This is a genomic window from Variovorax sp. LjRoot84 (assembly GCF_964254305.1).
GTDB lineage: Bacteria > Pseudomonadota > Gammaproteobacteria > Burkholderiales > Burkholderiaceae_C > Variovorax.
On record NZ_CAXUTE020000001.1, the window covers coordinates 3770816 to 3796086 of the forward strand.

Below are 25271 nucleotides of genomic sequence, written 5' to 3' on the forward strand. Positions count from 1 at the left end.
CGCCTCAGGCCGCTGTAGGCGGCGGTACCAGCGCGACGCCCATCATCGCTTCCGGCGTGACCAGCGCAGCCAGTTGCTCTTCACTGAAGCCGTCGGTGTTGGCCGGCCGCTCAGGCACAACGAACCAGCGGATCTGCGCGCTGCTGTCCCACACCTTCACTTCGATGTGCTCGCTTATCGGCACGCCGAACTCGCGCAAGACTGCACGCGGCTCGCGCACGCCTCGGGCGCGGAACACCGGATCCTTGTACCAGTACGGCGGCAGACCGAGCACCGGCCACGGATAGCAGGAACAAAGCGTGCAAATGATCAAGTTGTGCACACCCGGACCGTTGGCCACCGCGGCCATGTGCTCACCCTCGGCGCCTTCCATGCCCAGTGGCAGCTGAAGTTCGGCAATGGCCTGAGGCGTGTCGTCGAGCAGGCGCTGCTTGTAGGCCGGATCGACCCATGCCCGCGCAACGATGCGCGCGCCGTTGAACGGTCCCGCGATCTTCTCGAAATGATCGAGCACCGCATCGACCGAGTCGCTGCCGATCACGCCTTTCTCGATAAGCAAGGCCTCCAGTGCGCGCACCTTCGCGGCACTCGCCGCTTCGCGCTCGTCGTTGTACTTGAACAGATCGGTGCTCATGGCGTTTTATCTTCTTCGTCGAGCGTTCGGCATTGCAGGTAGACCTCGAAGAGGTCGGCGTAGATCGTCGTATTCGGTTCGCAGAGGTCGCGACCCCAGATGTCGCGCGCATCGAACGCAACGCGGTACACCGGCATCGGTCCTTCCAACCCATCAGGCCCGGTCGAGCAGAAATACTCGAAGGCACCCGGGTACACCTCGCGGACAGTGCCCTTCTTGTTGCGCAGGTAGCCGGGTAGCCGCGTGTGTTCAGCCGCCGCGGGGTCGGCCACCTGCACCGTCTGGCCGGCCGCGAACCGCGGTGCATGCGGCAGCGGCCGCAGGCTGGAGTCCCCTTGCAGCAGGTAGTCGACGACCTGATGTTTGATCGGCTCGCTGGGACACTCGGGCAGCGGCGCGTCGGGCTGGACGCGATAGTGGGCGGTCCGCCAGGCCAGTTCTTGGGCGGTGATGTAGCCCTCGTCGACGAAGAATTGGCTGATGCCCATCAGCCATTTCTCGTAGTAGCGGAACTTGAAGTACTCGAAGGGCTGCATGCCCTCGGCACCGGTGCGCAGCGAGGCCCAGGTCCAGGTGTGCTTGAACGTGGTGGGCAAGCTGGCCATCGGATATCTGGGCAATGCCTCTGCGAGGTGGGCGCTCTCGGCCATCATCACCGTGTGGATGCCGAAGATGCGCTTCTCCCATTCCTGCACGAAGACCCGGGTTTCGAGGCTCACAGGCCCGAGGTTCTCAAGGCCGCCCAGCGCATGCTGAAGTTTCATGGGTGCTCCATTTCAGATTCGGCGGCAGGAGCCGGCATTCGTTCAGGCTGAACCGCGAGGCATCCGAGAAAGCCCTCGCGCAAGGCGTCGCCCGCAAGTTCACGCCCGATGAAGACCAGCTTGCTGCGACGCGGCTCGTCGGGACCCCATCGCCGCCCAGGCCGCGCATCGAGCAGCATGTGCACGCTGTGACAGTGAAACTGGCGCGCCTCGCCGTTGAAGTGAAGCACGCCCTTCGTGCGCATCAGCCGTGTGCCTTCGCGCTGGATCAGTTGGTTCATCCAGCGGCTGAAACGCTCCGGGTCGATGGCACCGCCGGTTTCAATGCAGCACGAGCCGATCGAGGTGTCGTGCTCGTGGTCATGCGCCTCGCCGTCCAGCAGATCGGGCTCGATCGAAAGCACGTGCGGCAAGGAGAAGCGCTTCGTGCCCAGCAGCTCGGCGGCCGAGACCTGTGCTCGCTCGGTCCGGACCAGGTGCGCAGCCGGATTCAGCCGGCGCAGCTCTTTCTCGAGTTGCTCCAGCTCCGGTGCGCTGGGGATCTCGACCTTGTTGAGCACGATCACGTCCGCAAAGGCGATCTGCTCGCGCACGATGTCGTCGCCGATATGGAGCAGGATGTGGTGGGCATCGGCGACGGTGACCACCGACTCGAGTTCCACGAGTTGCAACAAGGCGGGATCGGCAAGAAAGCTCTGCAGCACCGGAGCGGGATCGGCCAGGCCGGAAGTCTCGATGATCAGCCGCTCGACCGGACGTTCGGCGCGTTGCAGGAGCTCGTTCACCGCCGCCGTCAGGTCCTTGCGCACCGTGCAGCAGACGCAGCCATTGGTGATCTCGATCAGCGGCTGGTCGTCGGCGACGATCAGCTGCCCGTCGATGCCGACCTCGCCGAACTCGTTGACGATGATGCCGATGTAGGTGCCGCTGCACTGCGCCAGCAGGTGGTTCACGAGCGTGGTCTTGCCGGCCCCCAGGAAGCCGGTGACGATCGTGACGGGGATCTTGGCTAGAGCCATGGCGGTCGGGCTACTGTTCCGACGCAGCGAGCGTCGAAGTGGCGCGCGGCGTTTGCGTTGCCGCCACTGGCTCGCGCATGTCGAGCCCCCGGCGATCACGAATGCAGAAGGCACCCACCACCAGCGTGAGCAACGCTACGGCAATCGTGTAGATGAGGCCACGGAAGATGTCGCCGCTGCTCACGACCATTGCAGTGGCGATGAACGGCGCAAAGCCACCAATCCAGCCATTGCCAAACTGCAGAGCCACGGAGACGCCGCTGTAACGCACCTGCGTTGGAAACTGCTCGACCAGGAACGCGCCCATCGGCCCGTACACCATGGTCGCGAGCAGGACCAGCACGAACAGCATCAGCACGACCATGGACGCATTCACGCGTGCCGGGTCGGCCGTGAGCGGCATGCCGCGCTCGACCAGCACGCGGCGCAGTGCCGCTTCATCGAAACCGGTCAGCGTCGTTTCGGCGACCACGAACTGCAGCTCGCCCGCCTGCGGCCGCAACGTATACGGCACGCCTTGCGCGGCCAGGAACGAGCGGGCACGCGTGCACGGCTTGGTCGCCTTTGGCTGGAACAGCTGGCCGATGAAGGACTGGTCCTCGCTGCAATCACCACCTTGGATGACGACCTGGGTGCGGGCGCGGAACTCCTCTTGCGCCGGGTTGCCGTACTTGGCCATGCCCTGGAAAAGCGGCATGAACAGGATTGCGGAAAGCAGGCAACCCGTCAGCATGATCCACTTGCGCCCAATCAGGTCGGACAGCCAGCCGAAGAGCACGAAGAACGGGGTGGCCAGCACCAGGGCAATCGTGAGGTAGGCGTAGGCGGACTGCGGCGGCAGCTTGAGCGTCGCCGTGAGGAACTGCAGGCTGTAGAAGTGCGCGGTGTACCAGATCACCGCCTGCCCGGCCACGGCGCCGAAGATCGTCACCAGCACGATGCGCAGGGTGCGCGGATCGCCGAAGGTGTCCTTGACCGGGTTTCGCGAGCCCTTGCCGTGCGCTTTCATCTCGAGGAACACGGGCGACTCTTCCAGCCGCATGCGAACGTAGAGCGAGTACGCGAGCAGCCCGATCGACAGCATGAACGGCACGCGCCATCCCCACAAGGCGAAGGACTCAGCGGACATCGACGAGCGCAGCACCATGATCACCCCCAGGGAGACGAGCAACCCGATGGTTCCGGTGATCTGCAGCCAGCTGGTCATGAAGCCCCGGCGGCGCGGATCGGAATGCTCGGCGATGTAGGTAACCGCGCCGCCGAACTCGCCGCCGATCGCCAACCCCTGCAGAAGACGCAACAGCACCAGAAGCGTGGGCGCGGCCCAGCCGATGGTCTCGAACGTGGGCAGGAAGCCAATAGCGGCGGTGGCGGTGCCCATGATCATCATCGTCACCAGGAAAGTCTTCTTGCGCCCGACCAGATCGCCCAGACGCCCGAAGACGATTGCACCGAAGGGCCTCAGCACGAAGCCTGCGCCGAAGGTCGCTAGCGACGCGAGGATGGCCGCCGACTCATTGCCCTTGGGAAAGAACAACCCGCCGAAGAACACGGCGAGGCTGCCGTATATGAAGAAGTCATACCACTCCAGCACCGTGCCAAGCGCCGCGGCGAAGACCACCCGGCGCGTTTCACGCGAACGCTCGGGCGTTGCGGGGGATGTTTCAACTGTTGTTGTCATGTCCATACTCCTTGATGTATGGCGGGCGCGCGTCAAGCGCCGCTCCGGTTGTCGATGCGAGCGATGAAGTCGCGCAGGATCGAATTGAAGCGCTCGGGCTGCTCGAGCATCGGAAAGTGCGCGGCGCTGGGCACCAGCTGCAGTATCGCGCCGGGAATGCCGGCGGCGAGCGCATTCGACTCGGCCGGCGGCGTGATGGCGTCCTCCTCGCCGCAGACAACGAGCGTCGGCAATGCCAGGCGTGCGAGCTGCGCCCGGCTGTCGGCCTCGTTCAGCGAGACGATGGCTTCGCGGGCGACGAATTCCGGCGTCTGCGCCACCTGCTCGCGCGCGAAGGCCACCAGTTCAGCCGAGGCGGAGGAGGCAAACGAGCGGTCGATTACCGCGTGGCTCGCCGCAGTGACGCCGAGGGCGTCGATGGCGCGCAGCACATTCTTCACGTTCACGTCAGGGCCGAGTCCGTGCGGGGTGGCGCCCACCAGCACCAGCGCGCGCAAGCGGCTCCGGTGCGCGAGCGCGAAACGCTGGGCGATCGTGCCGCCCATCGACAGCCCCACGAGAATCGCATCGTCGAGACGCAGCTTGTCGAACAGCAGCACGAGGTCGTCAACGAACGCATCGATCGTGTAGCGGCGTGAGCGCGGTGACGCCGAGCGGCCGTGGCCAGGCAGATCGGGCACCACCAATCGGTGGTCGTGCGAGAACGCGCCCATCTGCTGGCGCCAGAACTCGCCGGTCGTGGTGAAGCCGTGGCAAAAGACGAGCGCCGGGCCGTGGCCCGCCACGCGCACGTGCATGTCTCCGATTGAAATAATGTCGTTCATGTGCATTTCCAGGTGAAAGGGTGGAAGCCGCCGCGATGCTTCGAATGCGAGGCGGAGGGCACAGAGCAAATCCGAGGCCCGCTCGACCGACCTCTTCGCAATTTCGACAAGTGCTTGATTTGCTTGGAGAAATGCTCACCGCGAGCTTCGATTGACGGCCTGGAGCACATGCCTTAGTCTCAGTATTGAGTCCAAACGTCGCAACTACGAGACGAGAAATGCCCTTTCCCGAATGGTTCGGCTCCGGCCAGAACGAGGCCGAGTTCCTGCGCCGCGTGCTCGACCACGTGTCCGACTGCCTGGTGGCCGTCGACACCAATGGCCGCGTCGTGCTCATCAATGCGCCCTATTGCCGCCTGCTGGGCGGCCCCCCGGAAGACTTCATCGGCCGCCACATTACGGACGTCGTGTCGCCGCAGACGCGCCTGCACCATGTGGCGCGCGGCGACCTCAGCGTGACCATGATGCCGCTCGAAGTGCGGGGTCACCAGTTGCTCGCGCGGCAGGTGCCCGTCTACCAGGACGAGCGAATCATCGGGGCGGTGGGCCTGGCGCTGTTCTCCAATATGGCGGCGCTGAAGAAGGCGGTCGCTGTCGTCGGTGACCAGGGGCGCGCCATCCATAGCCCGCCCACGCCATGGACCGCGCGCTACGGGCTCGACGACATCCTGGGCCAGGGCGCCCGGATGGAGGCGGTGCGTGCGGCCATCGAACAAGCCGCGCCGCTGTCGCTGCCGGTGCTCGTCCAGGGCGAGACCGGCAGCGGAAAGGAACTGGCGGCCAACGCCATCCATGCGCTGTCGCCGCGCGCCCGACGGCCGTTCGTGTGGGTCAACTGCGCATCCATTCCGGAATCGTTGATCGATGCGGAGCTCTTCGGTTACGAAGGCGGCGCCTTCACCGGAGCCCGGACGCGCGGCAAACCGGGCAAGTTCGAGCTCGCGAGCGGCGGCACGCTGTTCCTCGACGAGATCGGCGACATGCCCCTCAGTTTGCAGGCCAGCCTCCTGCGTGCAGTACAGAACCAGGAGATCGTGCGGGTGGGCGGCGTCTCGCCGATCCCGATCGATACGCGTGTCGTCTGCGCCACCCACCGCGACCTTCAGGAGCGTGTGGACGCGGGCCAGTTCAGGGCCGACCTGTACTACCGGCTCAATGTGCTCGGCGTGCACATGCCCGCGCTGCGCGAGCGCGACGACCTGGAGTGGTTGGCCGAGCAACTGGTCGAGCGCATGGCGTTGCGCGAAGGCCTGCCGGGGCGCCGGGTGCCCCTATCTGTTCGCACGCAATGGCTGGCCTTCGACTGGCCGGGCAACGTGCGGCAATTGGAAGCCGCGCTGCTGCGCTTCCTGCTCTCTGGTGAAGCAGGGCTGCCGGATCAGCCTGCCGCAAAGCGCCCGCAGGCCATTGACGGCCGGCACGAAACGACGCCAACGACTACGCTGCAGGCACACCTCGACCGCGAGCGCGATGCCTGCATACGAAGGACGCTCGCAGAGACTGCAGGCGACAAGGACGAGGCCGCGCGCCGGCTGGGCATCAGCCGCGCGACGCTGTACCGAGAGCTTCGGCGCTCGCCCGCTTTGTCTTAGCGACCGACACGCTCGGCTTCGCACCCCGCTCGGCGATCGCTGCCGCCAACACACGCATCCCCTGATCGATCTCCTCCACCGTCAGGCTGGCATACCCCAGGATCAGTCCAGCCGGCCGGGGTTGCATGCGCGAGGGCGGCTTGGCGAACAGCGGCGACACCGAGTAGACACCCACGCCCTTGCTGCGGGCAGCAGCCGCCAGCGTGGGCTCGTCCTGCGGCCGCAGAAACGGCAGCCAGAGCACCACGTGCAGCCCGGCCGCCGCGCCGATGACCGTAGCGCTCGCAGGCAGGTGGCGCGCAATGGCATCGAGCAGCGCCGCCCGGCGACGCTCGTGCTCGCGGCGCGTGCGCCGCACGTGGCGCTCGTAGGCGCCGCTGTCGATCAGCGACGCCAGCACACGCTGCTCGAGCACGGGCGCATGGCGGTCGGCCAGCCGCTTGGCCTGCCGGAACACCGGCACCAGTTCAGGCGGCAGCACCAGGTAGCCGAGCCGAAGCTGCGGCGACAGCGCCTTGGAAAAGGTGCCTATGTAGATCACGCGTCCGTCCGTGTCTACCGACTGCAGTGCGTCGATCGGGCGCTGGCCGTAGCGAAACTCGCCGTCGTAGTCGTCCTCGACGACCCAGGCGCGGTGCGTTCGTGCCCAACGGAGCAGCTCCAGGCGCCGGCCGATGGGCAGCACACCTCCCAGCGGAAACTGGTGCGAAGGCGTCACATAGGCCAAGCGGGTGCGATCGTCGTTTGGCAGCATGGCGGTGTCCAGGCCTTGGGCGTCCACCGGTATTGCCAAAGCTTCCGCGCCGGTGGCCTCGAAGCACCGGCGCGCCATCAGGTAGCCGGGCTCCTCGAAGACGAAGGCGTCGCCGGGATTCAACAGGAGCCGCGCGCACAGGTCGATGGCCTGCTGTGAGCCGTGCGCCATGAGGATCTGCTCGGCATCGCAGGCCAGGCCCCGCGCGCGCCGGAGGTACCCCTGCAGGGAGCGGCGCAGCGACGCATCGCCTTCGGGCGCGACGTAGTAGAGCCGGCGTTGATGGCGCAGCAGTTCGGCTTGGTAGGCACGCCGCCAGGCCAGCGCTGGAAAGTCGCGAGCGGCCACAGCGCCGTACAAGAAGTCGATGCGGCAGGGTTCCGCAAGAGCAAGCCCGGGCATGTTGATCGCCGCCACGCGACGGCCGAAGGCCGAGAGAGTCGGTGCAGTCCTGCCGCGCTGCTTCGGCTTCGTATCGGAACGTTCGGGCGCAGCCAGCGGAGTTGCGACACGGGCAACCCGCCCTGCTGACGTGGCAAGGAAGCCCTCGGCCGCAAGCTGCTCGTAGGCGGCGGTGACAGTGGTGCGCGACACCCCAAAATCTGCAGCCAGGGCACGCGTGGACGGCACCTGCGCGCCCGCGGAGAGCGTCCCGTCGGCGATCTGGGAACGCAGCAGGTCGTAGATGCGGCGTCCGACCCTGTCGGCACCGGAACTTCGGCTCGATGGCGTTGAAAACTGGTCCATGCAAAATGAATAAAACTGGACCTTCCCATTGTGCCGGTTCCGCGCGACAGTACCAGCTACCCACACCATTCACACCCTCCCCCGATGTACCTCCCCACGCACTTCGCCGAAACAAGACCCGAGGAACTGAACCGCATCATCCGCGAGCATCCGCTGGGTGCGCTGGTCACGCATGGGGCCTCGGGACTGGATGCCGATCAACTCCCCTTCGAGTTCGATCCCGACGTGGGAACGCATGGCTTGCTGTCGGCGCACCTCGCTCGCGCCAATCCGCTCTGGCAGCGCTGCCCCACGGGAACTCTTGTGATGGTCATCTTCGGCGGTGCGCAGGCCTACATCTCGCCCAACTGGTACCCGTCCAAGCACGAGACGCACCGCCAGGTGCCGACCTGGAACTACGAGGTGGTGCACGCGCACGGCGTGCTCACCGTGCACGACGACGAACGCTTTGCGCGCGGCATCATCGCGCGCCTGACGCGGCGGCACGAGGCGGCCGAACCGAAGCCCTGGAAGATGGGCGACTCCGCGCCCGAGTACATCGACAGCATGGTGCGCAACATCGTGGGCATCGAGATCGCCGTTACGTCGCTGGTAGGCAAGTCCAAGCTCAGCCAGAACAAGGAAGCGCGCGACCGCCTCAATGCCGCAGAGATGTTGAAGGCGCGGGGACACGAGCAAATGTCGGAATTGATGCGCAACGCCAGCGAAGCGAGCTGACGAGGCCAGCACAAACAAACCCATGTACACGTCCACCTTCACTTTCGCAAAGGGCGAGTTCGACGACGAGTTCCATGCCCTGGACAACGTCATTGCCCAGGTTGCCAAGTCCATCCCAGGCTACCTTGGCGAAGAGATCTGGGAGAGCCCTGCAACAGGGCTCGTTTCCAACGTGTACTACTGGAAAACGATGGAGGCACTCCAGGAGCTCATCGGGCACCCTGCGCACATCGCTGCAAAGCAGCGCCAGGCGCTTTGGCTCAAGGGCTACCAGGTGGTCATTGCACAGGTTGTCCGCTTCTATGGTGATGGCGGCATTCCGCACCCGCTCGCTGGCGAAACGCGATCAGTACCTTGTGTCCGCTGAAATTCGGCGGTCTTATGAACAACGATAGAGTCGATCGGATGCGGCGTCTGGATCGCCGAACGGAGAATCGTACGGCCTGGATGCTTCTGCTTGTCGCCGGTCTTCTTGAAGTAGGCTGGGCCATCGGCCTGAAGTACACAGATGGATTCACCAAGTTGTGGCCAAGCATCTTCACGATCGCTTCCATGGTCATCAGCGTCGTGTTGCTGGGAATCGCCATGAAGTCCCTACCCGTTGGCACCTCATACGCCGTTTGGGTCGGAGTCGGCGCAGTCGGCACAGCACTCCTCGGCATTGTCCTGTTCGGGGAATCCGCAGCACCCGGTCGGTTGGTTAGTCTGGGGCTCATCGTTGCCGGTATCGTCGGCCTCAAACTGGCAAGCTCGGCGTAGTCTGCTTGGCTGCACGTGCGAGCTTTCGAGTACGACGCGTTGCGTCGCATCACAGATTTTTTGGAAATACTGAGAATGGAAAAGCGCACTTCTGCAATCAAGCTGGAATCGTGGCTCGTCACGGCAGGCCGTGCCTCTGAGCCCGGCGCTCCGTTGAACGTGCCGCTGATCCCGGCATCGAACTTCATACTCGGCAGGGGGCGCGATTACTCGCGTGATGACGGTACGCCAACCTGGGAAGCACTCGAAGAAGTCGTCGGTGGGCTTGAGTCAAGCAAAGCCGTGGCGTTCGCCTCCGGCATGGCCGCCATTGCCTCGGTGTTTGATCAGCTTGCGGCTGATGCCGTTGTCGTGCTCCCAGATGATTGCTATCAAGGTGTTGCAGGCCTAGCGGCAGCGGGCGCTGAAAGAGGGCGTTGGTCCGTGCAGCGCGTGGCGGCGGACCATACAGCTGGTTGGATTCAAGCCTGCGGCGCCGCTGACCTGATTTGGCTTGAATCGCCTTCCAATCCACTGCTGACTGTCGCGGATCTGGAGGCCATCTGCGCAGCTCCGCGCAAGCCCGGGGCGATCGTGGCAGTGGACAACACCTTCGCCACGCCCTTGAATCAGCAGCCGCTCGACTTTGGCGCGACAGTGTCTCTGCAATCGGCAACCAAGTTCATCGGCGGCCACTCCGACTTGCTGGCGGGGGTCGCCACGACGAGAGACGATGCGCTGTGGCACGCTCTCAGAAAATCCCGCGAGTTGACTGGTGCGACACCAGGAACGCTAGAAGCCTTTCTTGCCGTTCGCGGCGCGAGGACTCTCGCGCTTCGCTTACAACGGGCCCAGCAAACAGCCATGCTGCTTTCAGAGCGGCTTAAGGGACATCCGCTGATCACCTGTGTCCGATATCCAGGCTTGCCCTCGCATGCGACGCATGCAATTGCCAAGCGCGTGCTCAAAGGCTTCGGAACGATCATTTCGTTCGATATGCGTGGCGGGGCTGAATTTGCTGATAGTGTCTGCCGAAACGTCAGACTCATCCGCCACGCCACCAGTCTTGGCGCAGTGGAATCAACGATGGAAAGAAGAGCTGCGATCCCCGGACAGGGCCACCTTCCACCTTCGCTTCTGCGGCTCAGTGTCGGCATTGAAGATGCGGACGATCTCTGGAGCGACCTCGACTCGGCAATACGTTCCGCTTCACCGTAACAGCCGATTTCGCACGTACTTCGAACACGTACACAGCGACCAACCAAGAAATACCATGGCGATCGAAACACTTGACCGACCGCTGCGGTATTTCCTTTGCATCGCGGAACTGGGCTCGCTCTCCAAGGCTGCCGACAAACTCGACCAGACACAGTCGGGATTGAGCAAGCAATTGGGCGCGCTCGAATCGAATATTGGCCAATCGCTGTTTGTCCGCACGGGTCGCGGCGTGGAGCTGACCGAAGCCGGTACGAAACTCTACGACGCCCTGGCCCCGGCCTTCAGAGAGATCGACCGTGCTGTCGACAGCGTGCGCCGGCAAGGAGTTACGCATGGCACAGTCCGCTTGGCGACGGTCCATACGCTCAGCTACTACTTCGTCGCTGACGTGTTCTCGCTCTTCGTCAGCACACATCCGGATGTGAATCTCTCGCTGCTGAGCCGCAGCTCACCCGAAGTCGTCGCTCTGGTCGAGAATGGCAAGGCGGATCTGGGTTTCGTCTACGACTCCGCGGTGGATTGCGGAACCTTGGCATCGAAGCCGCTGTTCGAGGACGAAATGGCGTTGGTCGTCCTCGACAACAGTCCCCTGGAATCGCCCCAGGACCTGTCGACCCTCAGCCTGCGCCTGGTCGGCTTTCCCGCGCACTACGCTCTGAGGCGGATGATCCATAGCGCTGGGTTGCAGGCCACCTATGTTGCCGAAGCAGAAACCATAGACGCCATGCTCAAGCTCGTTTCTTCCGGGGTCGGTCATTGCATCTTGCCGTCGCGCATTCCCGACAGGCTGCTTGCCGACTACGGGCTTCGCAAGGTGTCCATCGAACGCCCCGCGCTGCGCCGCCGGGTGGTGGTCATCTCCAACCCGGGCAAGGCGATGGCACCGCTGACCTCCGACCTGCTCGCTTGCGTCTTGCAGGTCGCCGAACAACTGCAACGCTCAACCTGATGGCGATGCCGCCCCTCTCGCTACTGCAACGAGTCCAGTGCCTGCCGAAGGTCGGCGAGGATGTCATCCACATCTTCCAGCCCGACAGACAGCCTGATGAGGTCCATCGTCACGCCGGCGCTGAGGCGCGCGGCAGGCTCGACCTTCTGGCGCGCCAGGATCAGGGTGCCGGGATGGGTGATCAGGGTTTCGGTGTCGCCCAGGCTGATGGCCCTGGAGATGAGCTTCAACTGGTCGATCATCGCAATGGCCCCGTCGCCACCGGCGTGCAGCTCGAACGAGAGCATGCCACCACCCGCACTCATCTGAGAGAGGCCGAGTGGACGATCGGGGCTGCCTTCGAGATAGGCATACCGCACGAGCTTCACCGCCGGATGGGCGTCCAGCATGCGGGCAACCCTCAACGCGCTCTCGCTGTGCTGCCGCATCCGCAGCGTCAACGTCTTCAGTCCGCGCAAGACCAGGAAGCACAGCATGGGCGATAGCGTCGCGCCGGTCATGTACTTGAGGCCCTCCGACCTGATCCGCTTGATCGTGGGCAGATCTCCAAGCACAACCCCCGCGAGCAGATCGCCGTGCCCGTTGATGTACTTCGTCATGGAGTGCACCACAAGGTCGGCACCGTGCTCGATCGGCCGCTGCAGCGCGGGCGAGCCGAATGTCGAATCGACAAGCACCCGAACGCCCGGACGGCTGTGCGCCACTTTTGCAAGTTCGCGAATGTTCAACAGCTGAGCCGTGGGGTTCACGGGCGTTTCGAAGTACACGAGCCGCGTGCGATCGGACAATGCTTCTTTCAGCTTCTCGGGCCGTGTGAGGTCGACCTTCGTGACCTTCACCCCGAAGCGCGGTAGGCCCTCGTCGACCAATGAAGTCGCCGTCGAGTACATCGTGTGATGCACGATCAACTCGTCTCCGGCGGAGAGGAGCGTGAGCAAGGTGGAGCAGATAGCACCCATGCCCGAGCCGGTGGCCAGCGCTGCCTCGGCCCCTTCGAGCTCTGCAAGCCTCGTCTCCAGGAGGTTTTGCGTCGGGTTGTGTTGCCGGCCGTAGACGTAGCGCTCGCTTTCTCCGGAGAACACTGCTGCCGCCTGCGCCGTGTTCTCGAAGGCAAAGGTTGAGGTCATGTAGATCGGTGGCGAAACGGCCCCGTAGGGATCGGATCTGTCGTGGCCGTGATGCAGCGTGCGTGTCTGGAAACCCAGCCCCTGCGATTCCTCTTTCATGCTTGATTCTTTCATTGTGGAATGTACTGGTGAGGCCAATCTGGCGCAGCATCGGCCGCGGCTAGTGGACGATCTGGTTCAGAAATTGGCGGGCGCGATCTGTCTGCGGGTTGCCGAAGAAAAGATCGGGAACGTTCTCTTCGACGATCTCCCCCCGGTCCATGAAGATGACCCGGTCCGCCACCTTGCGGGCGAAGCCCATCTCGTGCGTCACGCAAAGCATGGTCATCTTCGTCTCCTCGGCCAGGCTCACCATCACGTCGAGCACTTCCTTGACCATTTCGGGGTCGAGCGCCGAAGTGGGCTCGTCGAACAGCATGACCTTGGGCGCCATGCACAACGACCTCGCGATCGCAACGCGCTGCTGCTGCCCCCCGGACAATTGGCCTGGGTATTTGTGCGCCTGGTCGGGGATGCGAACCCGCTCCAGGTACTTCATTGCGATCGCCTGCGCCTCGGCCAGCGGTTTCTTCAGAACCCAGGTCGGTCCCAGCGTGAGGTTCTCCAGAACGGTGAGGTGAGGAAACAAGTTGAAGTGCTGAAACACCATGCCGACTTCCTTCCTGACCGCCTCGACGCGCTTCAGGTCATGGATCAGTTCGACGCCGTCCACCGTGATGACTCCCGACTGGTGCTCCTCGAGCCGGTTGATGCACCGGATCATCGTGGACTTGCCCGACCCGGAAGGCCCGCAGATCACGATGCGCTCTCCTTTGTGCACCTTCAGGTCGATATCCTGCAGGACATGAAAGTCCCCATACCATTTGTTGACCTTCTGCAGACTGACGATGACTTCGCTCATTGATGTTCCCATTGCACGCTAGCGCTTCAGATTCCGTTCGAGCGATTGGCTGTACCTCGATATGGAATAGCAGAAGACGAAATAGATCAGGCCGATGAAAAGGTAGGCCTCCACGCCGAAGCCTGTCCACGCGGGATCCGCGAGAGCCGCCTTCGCTGCTTGCGTGAGGTCGAAGATTCCGATGATGACGACAAGCGACGTGTCCTTGAACAGCGCGATGAAAGTGCTCACCAGCGGCGGAATCACTACCTTGAGGCCCTGGGGGAGGACGATCTTGCGCGTCTGCTGCCAGTAGCTCAATCCGATGGACTCGGCGCCCTCGTATTGACCCTTGGGAATGGCCTGGAGTCCGCCACGGACAATTTCTGCAACGTAGGCCGCCGCAAAGAAGATGATCGCCAGCTGTGCCCTCAAAAGCTTGTCGATGCTGAAGCCCTCCGGCAAGAACAGGGGCAGCATCACCGAAGACATGAATAGCAGGCTGATCAAGGGCACGCCGCGTATCAGCTCGATGTATGCGACGCACATTGCCTTGATAGCCGGCATCCGGGAGCGGCGTCCCAGGGCGAGCAGGATGCCGATGGGAAAGGCAAACGCGATTCCGAATGTCGACAGGATCAGTGTCAGGGGCAAGCCGCCCCAGCGCGTGTTCTCAACGAACTCTAAGCCGAGGAAGCCGCCCCACATCAACGTCGCCACCGCCAGGATCGTGAACACCCACAGCCCGACAATCTGGAGTCCGGCCAGCCGGCGTGTGGCCGTCCAGACGATCGACGCGACGAGCAGCGCCGTCGCGAGCAATGGCCGCCATTGCTCGGCGTGCGGGTAGGTACCGAAGAGCATCAGCCGATACTTCTCCCGGATGAAAGCCCAACAGGCCCCACCCGCCTCCCTGCAGGCCTGGGCGTCGGGGGCTTGGAAGCTGGCCTTAACCAACATCCACTGCACAAGTGGCGGTGCCAGCATCAGGACGAGCCAGATCGTCAGGATGGTCAAGACCGCACTCGCCGGAGACTGGAAAAGGCTATGGCGCAGCCTGGTCACGAGCCTGGCCCGGACTCTGGACGGCGCTAGCAGGACGGGCCGATCCGTGTGGGTGGTGGTGCTCATGCCTATCTTTCCACCAGCGCGATGCGCTTGTTGTACCAGTTCATCAACAGCGAGACCGTGAGGCTCACGGTCATGAAGGCCGCCATGATGATCAAGACGCCCTCGATCGCCTGGCCGGTCTGGTTAAGGACGGTGTTGACGACGGAAACCAGGTCGGGGTAGCCGATCGCGACGGCGAGCGAGCTGTTCTTGACCAGGTTCAGGTACTGGCTCGTCGTGGGGGGAACGATCACGCGGAGCGCCTGGGGCAGGATGACGAGCCGAAGCACGCGCGACCGTGGAAGCCCGAGCGTCTGTGCCGCCTCCCATTGGCCATGGCTCACCGATTGGACGCCGGCACGGACGATCTCTGCAATGAACCCGGCGGTGTAGGTGACGAGCCCGACCAGCAATGCGAACAACTCGGGAGAGAGCGCCCAGCCTCCTTCAAAGTTGAATCCGCTCCGGTGAGGAATGCTGAGATGAAATTCGCGCCCTCCGACCAGCCAGCCGACCATTGGCATGAGCAGCAAGAGCATCAGGGCGAACGGCCAAAGTCTCGATTGGGCACCGGTCCGGCGCCGGCTGGAGCGCTGCCAGCGGCCAACCGCCACGATCGTGACTACAGCGAGCACCAATCCCCAAATAATTCCCGCAACGGCCGGTCCATCGACCGATGGCATCAGCATGCCGCGGTTCGACAGGTAGATGCCCGGAAGCGGATGAAAGGCCGACTTCGGACCCGCCAGCAGCTCACCGATGACGGCATACCAGATCAAGAGCTGCAGTAGAAGCGGCACATTGCGGATCAGCTCGACGTATGCACTAGACAGCCGCACGATGAGCCAGTTACTCGACAGCCGGGCGATCCCGACAATGACGCCGAGCATCGTGGCCAACACCAATGCGACGGCGGAGACCCGCAGCGTGTTGGCAAGTCCCACGAGAATGGCGCGGGCGTAGGTGTCCGAAGGCGAATACTCGATCAGGGACTCTCCGATGGCGAATCCCGCTTCCCTTTCCAGGAATGCAAAACCAGTCGCGATGTTGCGCGTCGCGAGGTTGAGCAAGGTGTTGGAGACAAGGTAGTACGCCATGAGGGCGGCCAGCCCCACGACGACGACCTGATAGGCAAGTGCCCTGAATTCCGGATTGTTCCAACTGAACTTGAGCGGAGCGCGTCGAGGTGAGCTCATGGAAATGTCGGGTGCGGGTTTGGCGCGATCGCGGCGGTGCGCGCGCCACATGCGCGTCGCATCTGCCGCAGCGTTGAGCTATCGAATGGGCCACCCGTACATCAAGCCGCCCTTCGTGTACAAGGCATTCAGGCCGCGATCGAGCTTCATCGGACTCCCTGCGCCCAGGCTGCGGTCGAACATCTCACCGTAGTTTCCGACTTGCTTGATGATGTTGTATGCCCACTTGTCGTCAAGCCCCAGTCCCTTGCCCATGCCAGGAGAGGTACCGAGGATCCGCTGGATGTTGGGCGGGATGCTGCCCTTCGCGATCTCGTCGACGTTCTTGGACGTCAGGTTGTATTCCTCCGCCTCCAGAAGCGCATTGAGGGACCAGCGCACGACGTTGAACCAGGCTTCGTCGCCTTGGCGGACCATCGGTCCGAGAGGCTCCTTGGACAGCGGCTCCGGCAGGATCACATACCTTTCGGTGTTTCCAAAGGCGATGCGCGCCAGCGCCAGCTGCGACTTGTCCATCGTGATGCCATCGCAGCGGCCCGCCGCGAACGCGCGCTTGATCTCGTCGACGGTGTCCAGCAGCACCGGCTTGAAGCTTTGCTTGAGACCGCGAAACCAGTCGGTGAGGTTCAGTTCGGTTGTGGTTCCGGGCAGGACGCAGATGGTTGCGCCGGCGAGATTCTTCGCGCTGCTGACGTTGGCATCCTTGGTCACCATGATGCCCTGGCTGTCGTAGAAGTTCACGCCAACGCCGATGAGGCCCAGGGTGGTGTCGCGCGACATCGTCTGGGTGGTGTTACGCGTCAGCACGTCGACTTCGCCTGACTGCAGCGCAGTGAAGCGTGCTTGCGTGGTGAGCGGGATCACCTTGAACTTGGCCGCATTTCCGAACATCGCGGCTGCAATGGCGCGGCAGGTGTCCACGTCGATGCCCTGCCACTCTCCCTTGCTGTCGGTGAATGCGAATCCGGGGAGATTCGTCGAGACACCGCACTGCACGAAGCCGCGCTTCTTCACCGTGTCGAATGTTTGGCCGGCATGGCTCATACCTGAGAGACAAAGGCCCATCAGGGCGGCGGCCGCGAGGCGGACAAGTTTCATGGCGATCTTCCTTGTGGACTGGGAGTTTTCAGCGAAGACGCTGAGCGTGGAGAAGCGGGCGGGCGAACGAGTCCGGGACGAACATGCCAGATGCACGTCCATCGGATTCAACGCCGGAAGGCGGAAGGGTCGAGCGGGCGCTCTATGGCCGCGGTCGGCAAGCGGGCGGCGCCGAGCCTGCTTCGGTCTGCCGGCACCAATAGTCGAAGGTGCTGTTCACGATCGACGGCTTCAGCAGATAGTCGTGCGCCTCGCGCGCCAAAGCGTCGTCCACCGGCGTCAAAGGGCCGAATGCGGCCTGGGCCCGCAGCTGCATCCGTGCGGCACGCTCGAGATAAACCGACAGGTAGGTGGCTTCCTGTGTCGTCTTTCCCGCCGTCAGGTAGCCGTGGTGCGCCAGGACGATCGCTCGCTTCGATCCGAGCGCCCGCGAGATGATGACCCCTTCATCATCCGCAATGGGTACCCCCGGCCACTCTGCGAGGAACGCGCAATCATCATGCAAGGGGGTCATGTCCATCTGGGCGATGACCAATGGCTGCCTGGCTGCAGCGAGCGCGGAGGCCCAGGGGGAATGCGTGTGGACGATGGACTGAACGTCAGGCCGCGCCTCGTACACCCACAGGTGGAAACGCGTCGCGGGGTTCGGCATGCCGCTGCCCGTCAGCGTGTTCAGGTCGCCATCGACTTCGATGAAGTCCTCCGGCGTGGCTTCGTCGAAGCCGAGGCCGAACCGGAGCGTCCAGTACGCGCCTGCCCTCTCGGACCGTGCGCTGATCTGGCCTGCAAGACCCGCTTCCTGCCCCGTCATGGCAAGAATCCGGCAAGCGCAGGCAGGGTCTCCTTCATGGTCCGGCGAGGTGACACTAGATGCCTGGCCATGTCCCTGGTTGCACGATCGTCGAAGTAGTCCTTGGACCGCAAGTCTTCAGCCATGTGGTTTGTCTCCGTGACTTTGTAATGACACAAAGTATCCTGGGCTGCCGCACAAGAAACCATGCACCACAGCTCATAGCAGCTATGAGCTTCGCGCGGCGACACGCCGGAAGACTGGATAGGTGCTCACTCCCACTTGAGAGAGCGTTCCACCGACATGTCCGGATCGCTGCAGACTTCGATCAACGCCGGTCCCTCGACGCTCATGGCTTGCTCGACGATGCCTGCGGCATCCCTCGAGTGCTCGATCCTGAATCCGCGAGCCCCGAAAGCCTCGGCAAGTCTTGCGAAGCCGGGATTCGCGAGGTCCGTGCCGCTGATGCGATGGGGAAAGTGCCGCTGCTGGTGGGTGCGGATGGTGCCGTACGACCCGTTGTTCGACACCACCACGCGCAGGTTCAGCCTTCTGTCGACCGCAGTGATCAGTTCGTTGCCGTTCATGAGAAATCCTCCATCGCCGACGAAAGCGAGGACTTCTCGCTCCGGATGGCGCAAGCCAGCCGCGACACCTGCGGGAACACCGGTTCCCATGGCTCCGCATGCCGAGCCGAGCAGCCGGTTCGCCGGCGTCATCTTGAAGATGCGGTGAACCCAGGAGGCGAAGTTGCCCGAATCGGTGGTCAAAACCGCATTGCTCCGGGCGAGCCGCGCAAGCGCCATGATGGTGTGGCCCAGGACGTCGCTCGCCACCACATTTTGTGGCTGCCAGCCGTGCGCACGGTCGGCCGCCGCGCGCACCCGCGCGAGCCACTGGCTGGAAACCGCCCCGGAGCCGCCATGTCGCAATGCTGCACGCACGAAGCCATGCGCCGTCGAGACGATCGGCAGTTCCGCCGAAAAATGGCGCCCGATCATGGCCGGATCGGGATACACGTGAACGAACTTTTGCGGATTGGTGCCTTGCCGCGGAAAGGCGAAGCCCAGGGACGACACATCGCCCATGCGGCTGCCGATCGCAACGATCAGGTCGGCCCCGCTGAAGAGCGCGGTGTGCGCGGGCGAAGTGAAGAAGCTCAGCTGGCCAACCCAGCGAGGGTCTGTGTTGGAGAACTGGTCCTGGTTCTTGTTGGTGACGGCAACGGGAATGCCCCACCGGCCGACGAGCTCCTGGAGGTCGTTGCGGAAATCATCGGTCCGGCACTCCCCACCCACGATCAGGATCGGCCGGGCGGCCCTGGAAATCAGCTCGTGCACGCGCGCCGCATCCTCCAGAGTCGCCTCTGCGAGTGCCGCACCGTGAACCCGCGCAGGCTGCCGCTCGACCAGTTCGGTCAGAACGTCTTCGGGCAACTCGACGGCGACCGGGCCGGGCGTACCCGAAACCGCCGCGGCAAAGGCGCGGGCCATCACTTCGGCGGCGCTTGCCGCCTTGTCGATGCGCCCCGACCATTTCAGCAAGCCGGAGAAAGCCTTGCTGGAATCGATTTCCTGAACGGCGCCGCGGCCCAGGTTCGGCGTTTCGACTTGGCCTATCAGTAGGATCAGCGGAACGGCCTCTTCGGCCGCCACGTGAACGCCGATGGCAGCATTGAACGCCCCGGGGCCCCGGCTCGCCATGACGATGCCGGCGCGGCCCGTCAACTTGGCGTCCGCAATCGCGGCCAGCGCCGCGGAGCCTTCGTGCCGGCATGTCACCAGATCGAAGTCCTCTCGCGCGTGAAGCGCGTCCAGGAGCGCCAGGAAGCTTTCACCGGGAACGCTGAAGGCACGGTCCGCACCATGCGCGACCATGCTGTCGACGATGGCCTCGGCAACTCTGTACGTCATGAACGTCCTTCTTTTATGACGCGTTCACGTCGACGATCAGGCGACCCCGGATCTCGCCCCGCATGAGCCGGGCGGCTGCGTCGATCGCTTGCGGCAGCGCAATCTCGGCCGCAATGTCTTCCAGGATCGGGCCATCCAGATCGCGCGCCAGCCGCTCCCACGCCGCGACACGGTCTGCCTTTGGCCGCATCACGCTATCAACGCCTACGAGGCTTACCCCGCGGAGGATGAACGGCGCGACCGACGCAGGCAGGTCGAGCCCCTGGGCCAGGCCACACGCAGCAACCACGCCGTTGTATCGAAGCTGCGCGCATACATTGGCCAGCGTGTGGCTGCCAACGGAGTCCACGGCGGCGATCCAACGCTCCTTCTGCAGCGGCTTGCCCGGTTCGCTCAGCTCCCTGCGATCGATCACCTCGGTAGCACCGAGCCGCCGAAGATACTCGGACTCGTCGGGCCGCCCGGTGGACGCGGTGACCGTGTACCCGAGCTTGGCCAGCAGCGCGATCGCAACGCTTCCCACGCCGCCGTTCGCACCCGTCACAAGCACCGGTCCATCGCCCGCCTTCAGCCCGTGCCGCTCCAGAGCCATCACGCACAGCATCGCGGTATAACCCGCGGTCCCGATGGCCATGGCATCCCTGGTGCTGAAACGCTTCGGAAGCGGAATCAACCAGTCGCCCTTCACGCGCGCACGCTGCGCAAGCCCGCCCCAGTGCGTCTCGCCGACGCCCCAGCCGTTGAGCACCACCGCATCGCCTGGCTTGAATCCGGGATGGTCGCTCTGCTCCACCACGCCCGCAAAGTCGATGCCCGGCACCATGGGAAAGCTCCGGACCACAGGGCCCTTTCCGGTGATGGCCAGGCCGTCCTTGTAGTTCAGCGTGCTGTATTCGACGCGGACCGTGACGTCGCCTGCGGGCAGGCGGTTTTCATCTATCTCGGTCAGCGAGGCGCGGTAGCCCTGCGCGTCTTTTTCCACGACGATGCCTTTGAACATGTTTTCGCTCCAGTAATAAATCAGTGACCCGCCGCGTGGCGGGGCGAGGCCTGGGCGCGTACACCCAGGCTGGACAGGAATGCCTCGATGAAGGTCACCAGGGGACGGTCCGACTGCACCAGCCTGGCTCGGAGCACGGCACCCTCCCAGGCGATCCAGAAGAACTCGGCGAGTTGCTCGACGTCCAGCGTCGCCGAGATGGTTCCTGCCGTCTGAGCCTCTCGCAGGCAGCAAGCCACCCGCTCTTGCCAGCCGACAAGAATGGCGTCGAGGCGTTCGCGAAAATCCAAAGGCAGGGCACCCAGTTCCTGGCTCAGGTTGCCGACCAGGCATCCCCGCGTGAAGCGGTGTTTGCGCATGCCCCTGGATGCATCGGCAATGAAGTCGGCAAGCCGATCGAGCGGCGCGCGTTCCTGGTTCAACAACCACCGGTCGAGCTTGCGCTTGAAGTAGTCGTCATAAGCGTCCATCACGGCGGCTCCGAATGCGTCCTTGTTCGCAAAGTAGTGATAGAACGAGCCCTTGGGCACGGTCGCCCGCTTCAGCACGGCATCCAGGCCCGTCGAACTGAAGCCCTGCTCGGTGAGCAGCTCCATCCCGCATCGGATCAGTACATCACGCGTTGCCGCATACGCCGGCGAAGGCCGCTTGCCGCGCGCCACGGCCGTTCTGGGTTTTTCTGTCATGCGGCAATTCTAGACCGATCGTTTAGAGATCATCCACTGCTTTCTCCGAGGCGAACGCGCATCCGCCGAAGTCGCACCAACATGCGGACACGTGTGCACTTTCATTGAGCGATCTGCACTTATGCACGGTCGACAGATGAAATCTACAGATTCTTCCCCGATTCGCTCGCAGGCCTAAGTCTTGCTCTCGCAAACCCTGATACGAGTCCTAATTGACACAATGTGTCCTGTAGCCAATACTTCGACCACCTCCTCACTTCTGCAGAAGGAAGCCTCATGAAGCCCCACTCCATCAAGAAATGGCTTGTCGCCGCCGGCCTCGCCTGCCTGGCCATCACCACCGCGCTGGCCGACGAGCCGTATCCGTCAAAGCCGATCAAGCTCGTGGCGGGTTTCCCGCCAGGGGGTCCCACGGACATCATTGCCCGCGTGATTGCGCAGGGCCTCGGCAAAGAGCTCAACGGCACGGTCATCGTTGACAACCGCGCAGGTGCCGGCGGCGTCATCGGCGCCGATGCCGTCGCCAAGTCGAAGCCGGACGGCTACACCCTGCTCGTCGCGGTGGAGTCCTCGCAGACGCGCGGGCAAGCCCTGAATCCGACGCTTTCCTATGACCAGCTCAAGGACTTTGCCTACGTCAGGAACGTCGCCAAGCAGCGCAATCTCGTCGTCGTGAATCCCGACGTGCCGGTCAACAGCATCAAGGAACTCATCGCCTACGCGAAGGCAAACCCCAGCAAGCTGAATTTCGGCGGCACCTTCGGCGCGACATCGCACATCGGCGGAACGCTGTTCGATGCACGCAACGGCACGCAACTCACGTTCGTGAACTACAAGGGCGGCGCGCAACCCATCACCGATCTCATGGCCGGCGTGGTGCAGGTCGGCTTCTTCACCGAGGCGACGGTCGCTCAGCACATCCGTGCCGGAAAGATCAAGGCTCTGGCAGTAGCGGCGCCGGAGCGCTCGCCCGCGTTCCCGGATCTGCCCACGCTTCAGGAAGCCGGCAGCAAGCCGATCGACCTTTCGCCTTGGTTCGGCATTGCGGCGCCTGCGGGCACGCCGGGTCCCGTCGTCCAGAAGATTGCGGTGGCGCTCGACAAGGTGGTGACGAGCCCCGAGTTCCTGGCGCAGCTGGAGACGCTCGGCGCGGTTCCGGTGAAGGTGTCGACGCCCGATCTGTACACCAAACAGGTGGCCAAGGAGATCGTGTTCTGGAACGATTGGGCGAAAACGCAGACGACCCCCTTGGCCCGCTGACCGACTGCCCGGTATTCGATCCGATGAACTTCTACGACCTCTACGACGAGAGACTGTCCGCGGCGGAGCGAGCGCTCGTCGAGGCCGCTGCCGACTTCTGCCGCGGCGAATTCAGCGCCCACCTCCTGGAGTCGCACACGCAGGGCCGCGCCTACGATGCCTCATGGATCGACAGGTGGGCAAAGGAAGGCTTCCTGGGGCTTCAAACGCCAAGGGAATTCGGCGGCCACGACGCCTCGTTCCTCTGCAAGATTCGCGTGGCGCAGACGATGGCGGAGCACGGCTTTGCCGCGGCCTTCGCCATCAACAATCTGCAGGGCTCCGTGACTCGCGTGGCGCGCTTCGGCTCCGAGAAGCAACGTCTCGAACTCCTCGACGGCATGCTGGGTGGGCGAACGCTGTGCGCCCCCGCCATGTCCGAGCCCGATGGCGGCAGCGACCTGGCCGCGCTGAAGACGAGGGCACGGCGCGTGGACGGCGGATGGCTGATCAGCGGCACCAAGTCGTGGATCACCAACGGTTCGATCATCCAATGCGCCAACCTGCTTGCAAGAGTTGAGGACCCAGTCGGCGCGGAGGCCGGTGATATCGCGTCTTTTCTGGTGCCGCTGGTTGATGGGCCGACGCTGCGAAGGGATGAACCCGTCATGCCGGGCGCCCTATCCTTCAGGCTGGCATCCCTGGTTTTCCAGGATCATTTCGTTCCCGACTGGTGTCTCTTCGACCCGCCAGGGCAGGCGTTCAAGTCTTCCATGGCATCGGTCAATGCCGCACGCGTTCATGTCGCGGCGATGTGTGTCGCCTCCGCGAGGGCGGCCTTGGCAGAGACGGTCGGCTACGCGGATTCAAGGGGAGCATTCGGCAAGCCGCTGCTCAGGCATCAGGGGCTCGGATGGGAGCTCGCGGAGGTCTCCCTGCGCCTGGAGGCGGCCAATGCACTCGTGCTGCGCGCAGCGATTGCCGTGCAAACAGGAAAGGCGGCACTGACGCTGGCCGCCCAGGCAAAAAAGTTCGCCGTCGACGTGGCCGTGTGGGCGCTCGACCAATGCCAGCGTGCAATGGGCGCCACCGGCGCGAGCGCCGATCACCGCCTTGCCATGCTGTCGAGCGAAACACGGCTGGCGGCATTCGGCGATGGCACCAGCCAGATGCTGCTCGACCGCATCGCCAAAGGCCTGGCCAAAGACTATGGGCCTTCGCCCGCGCAAAAGGAATCCGATCAATGAGAAATGTGGTCGTCAAGGATGCGAACGCCGCAGTCAGCGGTTTGCGCGACGGAGACACGGTGATGGTTGGCGGCTTCGGCGGCGCAGGCGTTCCGCGCGGAATGATCGAGGCGGTACTGGACCTTGGGGTGCGCGAACTGACCGTCATCTCCAATAACGCAGGCTCCGGCGGCCAGGACCTCTCGCTGTGGTTCGGTTCACGCATCGTCCGGAAGATCATCTGTTCCTATCCGAGAAGCGCGGACGTGTTCGCCGACCAATACCGGGCCGGCGATGTCGAACTCGAACTGGTCCCGCAGGGCACGCTGGTCGAGCGCATCCGGGCCGGCGGTGCGGGCCTTGGCGGATTCCTCACTCCGACGGGTGTAGGCACCGTGTTCGAGAAGGGCAAGCAGAAGGTCGTGGTCGATGGCCGCGAGTTCCTTCTGGAGAAGCCCTTGCACGCGCAGTTCTCGCTCCTGAAGGGCCGGCAGGCCGATGTGCTCGGCAACTTGAACTACAACAAGACGGCACGAAATCATTCTGTGGTGATGGCCACTGCCGGAGAGGTGGTTGCGGTGGAAGTCGACGAACTCCTGGAGCCCGGCGAGCTCGACCCCGAAGGCATCATCACTCCCTGCATCTTTGTCGACCGCGTCTTTCTCTCGAGGCCCGCATGAACTCGCTATCCAGACTGGAACTCGCGCGCCTGGTCGCACACCAGCTTCCCAAGCAAGGGTTCGTCAACCTCGGCATCGGAGCACCGACGAACGTGGCGGACTATCTTCCCTCCGACACCTCGGTCATGCTCCACAGCGAGAACGGCATTCTCAACGTCGGTCCCAAGCCGGCCGAGGGAGAGGAAGACCTGGACCTGATCAATGCCGGGAAAATGCCCGTCACGCTCGCCCGCGGCGGGTCCTTCTTCGACTCGAGCCTGTCTTTCTCGATGATGCGCGGAGGCCACCTCGACATCGCCATCCTTGGTGCGTTCCAGGTCTCCCAGCACGGCGACCTGGCCAACTGGACCACGGGCGACCTGAACGGCGCGCCGCCGGCTATCGGCGGAGCTATCGATCTTGCCGTGGGAGCCAAGCAGATCTGGGTGATGATGGAGCACACCACGCGCGATGCCCAGCCGCGCCTGGTCGAGCGTTGCACCTTGCCGCTCACGGCAGTGGGTGTCGTGGCCAAGGTGTTCACGAACCTGGCGATCATCGACATCAGCGCCGATGGATTCGTCGTGCAGGCGCTTTTCGAAGGCGCAACGCTGGAGTCCGTGCAGCAGCTCACCGGGGCGCCGCTGAAGCCGGCGCCCACGCTGCGGCGATTCTCTTCTAATGGGGTGCTCGCGCCGTCCCGCTGAGAT

At 63.8% G+C, this 25271-nt stretch carries 24 protein-coding genes and 1 pseudogene; 10 read left to right on the forward strand and 15 right to left on the reverse strand.

What is annotated here, in order from left to right:
- Window positions 1–4: 4 nt before the first annotated feature.
- Genes nthA through ACSQ9I_RS18735 form a run of 5 tightly spaced genes read right to left on the reverse strand, consistent with a single transcriptional unit; the run spans window position 5 to window position 4889 of the window.
- Window positions 5–634 (reverse strand): nitrile hydratase subunit alpha, encoded by a 630-nt coding sequence (nthA, locus tag ACSQ9I_RS18715; protein ID WP_436314061.1) that lies wholly within the window; start codon window positions 632–634, stop codon window positions 5–7.
- Entirely contained in the window at window positions 631–1398 is a 768-nt protein-coding gene (nthB, locus tag ACSQ9I_RS18720; protein ID WP_436314062.1) for a nitrile hydratase subunit beta, read from the reverse strand. The genes nthA and nthB overlap by 4 nt, the downstream gene beginning before the upstream one ends.
- On the reverse strand, window positions 1395–2417 hold the full coding sequence (locus tag ACSQ9I_RS18725; RefSeq protein ID WP_436314063.1) for a CobW family GTP-binding protein: 1023 nt from the start codon (window positions 2415–2417) through the stop codon (window positions 1395–1397). Before ACSQ9I_RS18725 ends, nthB begins: the two co-directional genes overlap by 4 nt.
- A 10-nt stretch (window positions 2418–2427) precedes the next feature.
- Complete coding sequence (locus tag ACSQ9I_RS18730) at window positions 2428–4134, reverse strand: MFS transporter (RefSeq protein WP_436314064.1); 1707 nt, start codon at window positions 4132–4134, stop codon at window positions 2428–2430.
- Window positions 4131–4889 carry an alpha/beta fold hydrolase gene (locus tag ACSQ9I_RS18735; RefSeq protein WP_436314065.1) on the reverse strand — a complete coding sequence of 253 codons (759 nt, stop codon included), beginning with the start codon at window positions 4887–4889 and terminating at the stop codon, window positions 4131–4133. The genes ACSQ9I_RS18730 and ACSQ9I_RS18735 overlap by 4 nt, the downstream gene beginning before the upstream one ends.
- A 251-nt stretch (window positions 4890–5140) precedes the next feature.
- Between ACSQ9I_RS18735 and ACSQ9I_RS18740 the strand changes: the two genes are divergently transcribed.
- Window positions 5141–6514: a sigma-54 interaction domain-containing protein gene (locus ACSQ9I_RS18740; RefSeq protein WP_436314066.1), complete on the forward strand. Its 1374-nt coding sequence runs from the start codon at window positions 5141–5143 to the stop codon at window positions 6512–6514.
- Here the strand turns inward: ACSQ9I_RS18740 and ACSQ9I_RS18745 are convergent.
- Window positions 6462–8015 carry a PLP-dependent aminotransferase family protein gene (locus ACSQ9I_RS18745; RefSeq protein ID WP_436314067.1) on the reverse strand — a complete coding sequence of 518 codons (1554 nt, stop codon included), beginning with the start codon at window positions 8013–8015 and terminating at the stop codon, window positions 6462–6464. The genes ACSQ9I_RS18740 and ACSQ9I_RS18745 overlap by 53 nt on opposite strands.
- 84 nt (window positions 8016–8099) lie before the next feature.
- On the opposite strand from ACSQ9I_RS18745, the gene ACSQ9I_RS18750 reads away from it, so the two are divergent.
- The 5 genes from ACSQ9I_RS18750 (at window position 8100) to ACSQ9I_RS18770 (ending at window position 11637) form a co-directional block, all read left to right on the forward strand.
- Window positions 8100–8732: an FMN-binding negative transcriptional regulator gene (locus ACSQ9I_RS18750; RefSeq protein ID WP_436314068.1), complete on the forward strand. Its 633-nt coding sequence runs from the start codon at window positions 8100–8102 to the stop codon at window positions 8730–8732.
- A gap of 22 nt (window positions 8733–8754) precedes the next feature.
- Window positions 8755–9099 (forward strand): antibiotic biosynthesis monooxygenase family protein, encoded by a 345-nt coding sequence (locus tag ACSQ9I_RS18755; RefSeq protein ID WP_436314069.1) that lies wholly within the window; start codon window positions 8755–8757, stop codon window positions 9097–9099.
- 80 nt (window positions 9100–9179) lie between these two features.
- Window positions 9180–9491 carry a quaternary ammonium compound efflux SMR transporter SugE gene (gene sugE, locus ACSQ9I_RS18760; protein WP_436314070.1) on the forward strand — a complete coding sequence of 104 codons (312 nt, stop codon included), beginning with the start codon at window positions 9180–9182 and terminating at the stop codon, window positions 9489–9491.
- 75 nt (window positions 9492–9566) lie between these two features.
- A complete protein-coding gene (locus ACSQ9I_RS18765; RefSeq protein ID WP_436314071.1) occupies window positions 9567–10688 on the forward strand; it encodes a trans-sulfuration enzyme family protein in 1122 nt (373 codons plus the stop codon).
- Between the two features lie 61 nt (window positions 10689–10749).
- Complete coding sequence (locus ACSQ9I_RS18770; RefSeq protein WP_436315778.1) at window positions 10750–11637, forward strand: LysR family transcriptional regulator; 888 nt, start codon at window positions 10750–10752, stop codon at window positions 11635–11637.
- Between the two features lie 20 nt (window positions 11638–11657).
- Here ACSQ9I_RS18770 and ACSQ9I_RS18775 read toward each other — a convergent pair whose 3' ends face one another.
- The 9 genes and pseudogenes from ACSQ9I_RS18775 to acuR form a co-directional block, all read right to left on the reverse strand.
- On the reverse strand, window positions 11658–12863 hold the full coding sequence (locus tag ACSQ9I_RS18775) for a trans-sulfuration enzyme family protein (protein WP_436314072.1): 1206 nt from the start codon (window positions 12861–12863) through the stop codon (window positions 11658–11660).
- A gap of 61 nt (window positions 12864–12924) precedes the next feature.
- Window positions 12925–13665, reverse strand: coding sequence for an amino acid ABC transporter ATP-binding protein (locus tag ACSQ9I_RS18780; RefSeq protein WP_436314073.1), 741 nt, complete (start codon window positions 13663–13665; stop codon window positions 12925–12927).
- Between the two features lie 18 nt (window positions 13666–13683).
- Window positions 13684–14775: an amino acid ABC transporter permease gene (locus ACSQ9I_RS18785; protein ID WP_436314074.1), complete on the reverse strand. Its 1092-nt coding sequence runs from the start codon at window positions 14773–14775 to the stop codon at window positions 13684–13686.
- Between the two features lie 2 nt (window positions 14776–14777).
- The gene (locus ACSQ9I_RS18790; RefSeq protein WP_436314075.1) at window positions 14778–16001 is read right to left on the reverse strand and encodes an amino acid ABC transporter permease; all 1224 of its coding nucleotides are present in this window, start codon (window positions 15999–16001) and stop codon (window positions 14778–14780) included.
- Window positions 16002–16028: 27 nt separating this feature from the next.
- Window positions 16029–17048, reverse strand: a complete 1020-nt coding sequence (locus ACSQ9I_RS18795; protein WP_436315779.1) for an amino acid ABC transporter substrate-binding protein — start codon at window positions 17046–17048, stop codon at window positions 16029–16031.
- 142 nt (window positions 17049–17190) lie between these two features.
- Window positions 17191–17984, reverse strand: a pseudogene (locus ACSQ9I_RS18800) (aldolase).
- Window positions 17985–18110: 126 nt separating this feature from the next.
- Window positions 18111–19751 carry a thiamine pyrophosphate-dependent enzyme gene (locus ACSQ9I_RS18805; RefSeq protein ID WP_436314076.1) on the reverse strand — a complete coding sequence of 547 codons (1641 nt, stop codon included), beginning with the start codon at window positions 19749–19751 and terminating at the stop codon, window positions 18111–18113.
- 13 nt (window positions 19752–19764) lie between these two features.
- Window positions 19765–20751, reverse strand: coding sequence for an acrylyl-CoA reductase (NADPH) (gene acuI, locus ACSQ9I_RS18810; protein ID WP_436314077.1), 987 nt, complete (start codon window positions 20749–20751; stop codon window positions 19765–19767).
- Between the two features lie 20 nt (window positions 20752–20771).
- On the reverse strand, window positions 20772–21437 hold the full coding sequence (acuR, locus tag ACSQ9I_RS18815; RefSeq protein WP_436314078.1) for an acrylate utilization transcriptional regulator AcuR: 666 nt from the start codon (window positions 21435–21437) through the stop codon (window positions 20772–20774).
- Window positions 21438–21713: 276 nt separating this feature from the next.
- On the opposite strand from acuR, the gene ACSQ9I_RS18820 reads away from it, so the two are divergent.
- Genes ACSQ9I_RS18820 through ACSQ9I_RS18835 form a run of 4 tightly spaced genes read left to right on the forward strand, consistent with a single transcriptional unit; the run spans window position 21714 to window position 25268 of the window.
- Window positions 21714–22697: a Bug family tripartite tricarboxylate transporter substrate binding protein gene (locus tag ACSQ9I_RS18820; protein WP_436314079.1), complete on the forward strand. Its 984-nt coding sequence runs from the start codon at window positions 21714–21716 to the stop codon at window positions 22695–22697.
- Window positions 22698–22720: 23 nt separating this feature from the next.
- A complete protein-coding gene (locus ACSQ9I_RS18825; protein ID WP_436314080.1) occupies window positions 22721–23923 on the forward strand; it encodes an acyl-CoA dehydrogenase family protein in 1203 nt (400 codons plus the stop codon).
- Window positions 23920–24582, forward strand: coding sequence for a CoA transferase subunit A (locus ACSQ9I_RS18830; RefSeq protein ID WP_436314081.1), 663 nt, complete (start codon window positions 23920–23922; stop codon window positions 24580–24582). The genes ACSQ9I_RS18825 and ACSQ9I_RS18830 overlap by 4 nt, the downstream gene beginning before the upstream one ends.
- Complete coding sequence (locus ACSQ9I_RS18835) at window positions 24579–25268, forward strand: 3-oxoacid CoA-transferase subunit B (protein ID WP_436314082.1); 690 nt, start codon at window positions 24579–24581, stop codon at window positions 25266–25268. Before ACSQ9I_RS18830 ends, ACSQ9I_RS18835 begins: the two co-directional genes overlap by 4 nt.
- Window positions 25269–25271: the final 3 nt, after the last annotated feature.

Coding starts and splice junctions, on each gene's coding strand:
- nthB (WP_436314062.1), bottom strand. CDS start 1,398: ATGAAACTTCAGCATGCGCTGGGCGGCCTTGAGAACCTCGGGCCTGTG.
- ACSQ9I_RS18805 (WP_436314076.1), bottom strand. CDS start 19,751: ATGACGTACAGAGTTGCCGAGGCCATCGTCGACAGCATGGTCGCGCAT.
- ACSQ9I_RS18825 (WP_436314080.1), top strand. CDS start 22,721: ATGAACTTCTACGACCTCTACGACGAGAGACTGTCCGCGGCGGAGCGA.
- ACSQ9I_RS18755 (WP_436314069.1), top strand. CDS start 8,755: ATGTACACGTCCACCTTCACTTTCGCAAAGGGCGAGTTCGACGACGAG.
- sugE (WP_436314070.1), top strand. CDS start 9,180: ATGCTTCTGCTTGTCGCCGGTCTTCTTGAAGTAGGCTGGGCCATCGGC.
- ACSQ9I_RS18785 (WP_436314074.1), bottom strand. CDS start 14,775: ATGAGCACCACCACCCACACGGATCGGCCCGTCCTGCTAGCGCCGTCC.
- ACSQ9I_RS18740 (WP_436314066.1), top strand. CDS start 5,141: ATGCCCTTTCCCGAATGGTTCGGCTCCGGCCAGAACGAGGCCGAGTTC.
- acuI (WP_436314077.1), bottom strand. CDS start 20,751: ATGTTCAAAGGCATCGTCGTGGAAAAAGACGCGCAGGGCTACCGCGCC.
- ACSQ9I_RS18765 (WP_436314071.1), top strand. CDS start 9,567: ATGGAAAAGCGCACTTCTGCAATCAAGCTGGAATCGTGGCTCGTCACG.
- ACSQ9I_RS18750 (WP_436314068.1), top strand. CDS start 8,100: ATGTACCTCCCCACGCACTTCGCCGAAACAAGACCCGAGGAACTGAAC.
- ACSQ9I_RS18745 (WP_436314067.1), bottom strand. CDS start 8,015: ATGGACCAGTTTTCAACGCCATCGAGCCGAAGTTCCGGTGCCGACAGG.
- nthA (WP_436314061.1), bottom strand. CDS start 634: ATGAGCACCGATCTGTTCAAGTACAACGACGAGCGCGAAGCGGCGAGT.
- ACSQ9I_RS18830 (WP_436314081.1), top strand. CDS start 23,920: ATGAGAAATGTGGTCGTCAAGGATGCGAACGCCGCAGTCAGCGGTTTG.
- ACSQ9I_RS18780 (WP_436314073.1), bottom strand. CDS start 13,665: ATGAGCGAAGTCATCGTCAGTCTGCAGAAGGTCAACAAATGGTATGGG.
- acuR (WP_436314078.1), bottom strand. CDS start 21,437: ATGACAGAAAAACCCAGAACGGCCGTGGCGCGCGGCAAGCGGCCTTCG.
- ACSQ9I_RS18725 (WP_436314063.1), bottom strand. CDS start 2,417: ATGGCTCTAGCCAAGATCCCCGTCACGATCGTCACCGGCTTCCTGGGG.
- ACSQ9I_RS18775 (WP_436314072.1), bottom strand. CDS start 12,863: ATGAAAGAGGAATCGCAGGGGCTGGGTTTCCAGACACGCACGCTGCAT.
- ACSQ9I_RS18835 (WP_436314082.1), top strand. CDS start 24,579: ATGAACTCGCTATCCAGACTGGAACTCGCGCGCCTGGTCGCACACCAG.
- ACSQ9I_RS18795 (WP_436315779.1), bottom strand. CDS start 17,048: ATGAAACTTGTCCGCCTCGCGGCCGCCGCCCTGATGGGCCTTTGTCTC.
- ACSQ9I_RS18790 (WP_436314075.1), bottom strand. CDS start 16,001: ATGTGGCGCGCGCACCGCCGCGATCGCGCCAAACCCGCACCCGACATT.
- ACSQ9I_RS18820 (WP_436314079.1), top strand. CDS start 21,714: ATGAAGCCCCACTCCATCAAGAAATGGCTTGTCGCCGCCGGCCTCGCC.